This is a genomic window from Kitasatospora sp. NPDC059803 (assembly GCF_042732255.1).
In the GTDB taxonomy this organism is placed as follows: Bacteria; Actinomycetota; Actinomycetes; order Streptomycetales; family Streptomycetaceae; genus Kitasatospora.
In genome coordinates this window covers 1-2,575 of sequence record NZ_JBHWIJ010000517.1, presented here as the reverse complement: position 1 = coordinate 2,575, position 2,575 = coordinate 1, and the positions used below count along the sequence as shown (strand labels likewise).

The window sequence follows — 2,575 nt, the reverse complement described above, 5'->3', positions numbered from 1 at the left end:
GCGTGGGCGCGTGCGCCACACCCCCCCACACCGCGGCCAGCCTGCCGTTGCTGGAGTCACCGGAGGGGACGGTGGAGGAGATCGCGGCGGCGGTCGGCTTCGAGAGCGCCGCGACCTTCCGCCACCACTTCGGCCGGGTGATGCGCACCTCCCCGACCGCCTACCGGCGCTCCTTCGGGCGCGGGGTCGCGTAGCCCCCCCGCCACGCGGCCCGGCATCCGGCGTCCGGCGTCCGGCGTCCGGCGTCCGGCGTCCGGCGTCCGGCGTCCGGCGGCGACTATGCCTTCTCGTGCCGGTCCGCGTTGGCGAGGATGGCGTCGTGCAGCCACTGCGCCAGGCCCGGGGCGAGGTTCTCGTAGGTGGTGGTCCACCGCGGGTCGGAGACGTACAGCCCGGCCAGGCCGCGGTGGATGGTGAACGTGCAGTCGTAGAAGTTCTGGCAGATGTGCTGCCGGTGCGCCTCGGCGAGGTCCGTGGCGGCGACGCCGTCGGCGGGTTCGCCGGCGGCGAGCGCCTCGACCAGGCGGGTGTTGAGGTCGGCCATCTCCGTCTGGATCCGCTGCCAGTCGGCCTTGTCGTAGCCGCCGGTGCGGCGCTGCGACTCGGCCCAGGCCGCGGTGTCGCCCCAGCGCTGTTCGGCCTCCTGCTCCCACTCCTCCTGGTAGCCCTCGCCGAAGATCTCGAACTTCTCCTCCGGGCTCAGCTGAATGCCCATTCTTCGTGCCTCCATGGCGTGTTCGACGGCTGTGGCGAGGTCCTGGAGGTGCCTGATCCGGTCGGTCAGCAGTCGGTGCTGCCGCCGGAGGTGCTCGCTCGGGCTGACCGAGTCGTCGTCCAGGATCGCCGCGATCTCTTCCAGGGGGAACCCGAGTTCGCGGTAGAAGAGGATCTGCTGCAACCGGTCGAGGTCGGCGTCCTGGTAGCGGCGGTAGCCGGTCCGGGTGCGGCCCGCGGGGGACAACAGGCCGATCTCGTCGTAGTGGTGCAGGGTGCGGACGGTCACCTTGGCGATCTTGGCCACGGCGCCGACCGAGTAGCCCTCGCTGCTCATCCGGGTTCTCCCTTCGTGCTGACCACCAGCCTCCGCTCTCACGCCGCGTGAGGGTCAAGCCGTCCTCGGGAGGGAGGGCACCGGCGCCGTGACTGCGCCCGTGCCCGTGCCTGTGCCTGTGCCTGTGCCTGTGCCGGTCAGGCTCCGGTGCCGGTCAGGACGCGCTCGCGCCGCCGGGAGGAACGGCGCCGCCCCTCGCCGTCCGCCGGGGTCCGCGGGCGGCGCGTCTGCTGGGTGGGCCAGAACAGCACGTACGCGGCGGAGACCACCACGAAGGCCAGCCGGACGAAGCCGCGGCCCGCGTCGGACGGGATGAACAGCGTCCCGCCGTACAGCGCCGCCAGCGCTATCCAGCTCCACCACGGGACGAGCCGCTTCTGCCCGACCGCGTCCCAGAGCAGGGTGCCGAGCAGGATCGAGGCCGTGTAGTAGGTGTAGACGCTCGGGTCGAGCAGGATCCGGGCGTCCGCACCGAGCAGCACCACGGCCGGCCAGCGGCCGCGCCAGACCGCGATGGTGCCGAGGCCGAGGCCGAGGGCGAACTGGGTCGGACGGTCCCACCAGGGGGTGGCCGGGTCGGTCACCCCGAACCAGCGCAGTGCGGAGGCCGGCTGGTTGGGGATGGTGAACTTGGCGGCCGCCAGGGTGTCCAGATTGCCCAGGTAGAACGGCAGCCAGGCGATCGCCACCAGTCCGACGAACCAGAGCGCGCTGCGCAGCCAGGCGGGCCTGGGCAGCGCCAGGATCAGCGGGGCGAAGGCGATCGCCCACGGCTTGGAATCCACCGCCAGCGCCAGGTAGACGCCGACCATGGTGGGTTTGCCGCGGGCCAGGGCGTGCACGGCGAGGGTGGTGAAGAACAGCGCCAGGACGTCGTCCAGGTGCGCGAAGCGGACCGAGACCTCGACCCACATCGGGATGAACGCCAGCCCGGCGATCAGCAGGCGCTGCTGGAGCCGGCGGTGGTTGGTGCCGGTGCCCAGGTAGTACAGGGCGGCGGTGCGACCGATCAGGACCAGCATCACCAGGCCGAGCCCGGACATCGCCGCCTCGGCGATCAGCTGGCCGGTGTGGGCCGAGAACGGGGCCGTGAGCCGGGCCACGGCCAGGCTGACCGGGCCGATCTGCAGCTCCGGGTGGTGGGCGTAGAGCGCCAGCCCGCCGTCCGGGTGGTCGCTGAAGAGCAGCTGCTCACCCTGGCGCAGGTAGTGCCAGGAGAAGCCTCCGCTGGGCTCGACCAGGAAGAACCAGAGCACCGTCCAGGCCACCAGCAGAACGTGGTGCCTGCGCAGCGGCAGCCCCGCGATCCGCCCGGTCGCCGACTCGTAGTCGGTGGCCGTCCGTGCCGTGCGTGATTCCCGCACCTGTCCCTCTCCCCGCCGGTTCCGCCCCCCCTCCGGCCGGACATCCTATGTGACGGAGGCGTCCCGCCCGCGCCGCCGCGCCCGCGGGGGCGCCGGCGCACGGCCCGGGCGCGCGGGGGGGTGCGGGTGGGGCAGCGCCGGCGGGTGCCGGGGCGGGCCC

The 2,575-nt window shown here is 73.2% G+C and carries 3 protein-coding genes; 1 reads left to right on the top strand and 2 read right to left on the bottom strand.

Annotated features, from left to right (window positions below):
- Nucleotides 1-194, top strand: a 194-nt coding sequence (locus ACFV6I_RS38985; RefSeq protein ID WP_380430973.1) for a helix-turn-helix domain-containing protein, incomplete at its 5' end; no start/stop codon positions are given.
- A gap of 83 nt (nucleotides 195-277) precedes the next feature.
- Here the strand turns inward: ACFV6I_RS38985 and ACFV6I_RS38980 are convergent.
- A complete protein-coding gene (locus ACFV6I_RS38980; RefSeq protein WP_380430971.1) occupies nucleotides 278-1,051 on the bottom strand; it encodes a MerR family transcriptional regulator in 774 nt (257 codons plus the stop codon).
- A gap of 137 nt (nucleotides 1,052-1,188) precedes the next feature.
- The gene (locus ACFV6I_RS38975; protein WP_380339959.1) at nucleotides 1,189-2,415 is read right to left on the bottom strand and encodes a hypothetical protein; all 1,227 of its coding nucleotides are present in this window, start codon (nucleotides 2,413-2,415) and stop codon (nucleotides 1,189-1,191) included.
- Nucleotides 2,416-2,575: the final 160 nt, after the last annotated feature.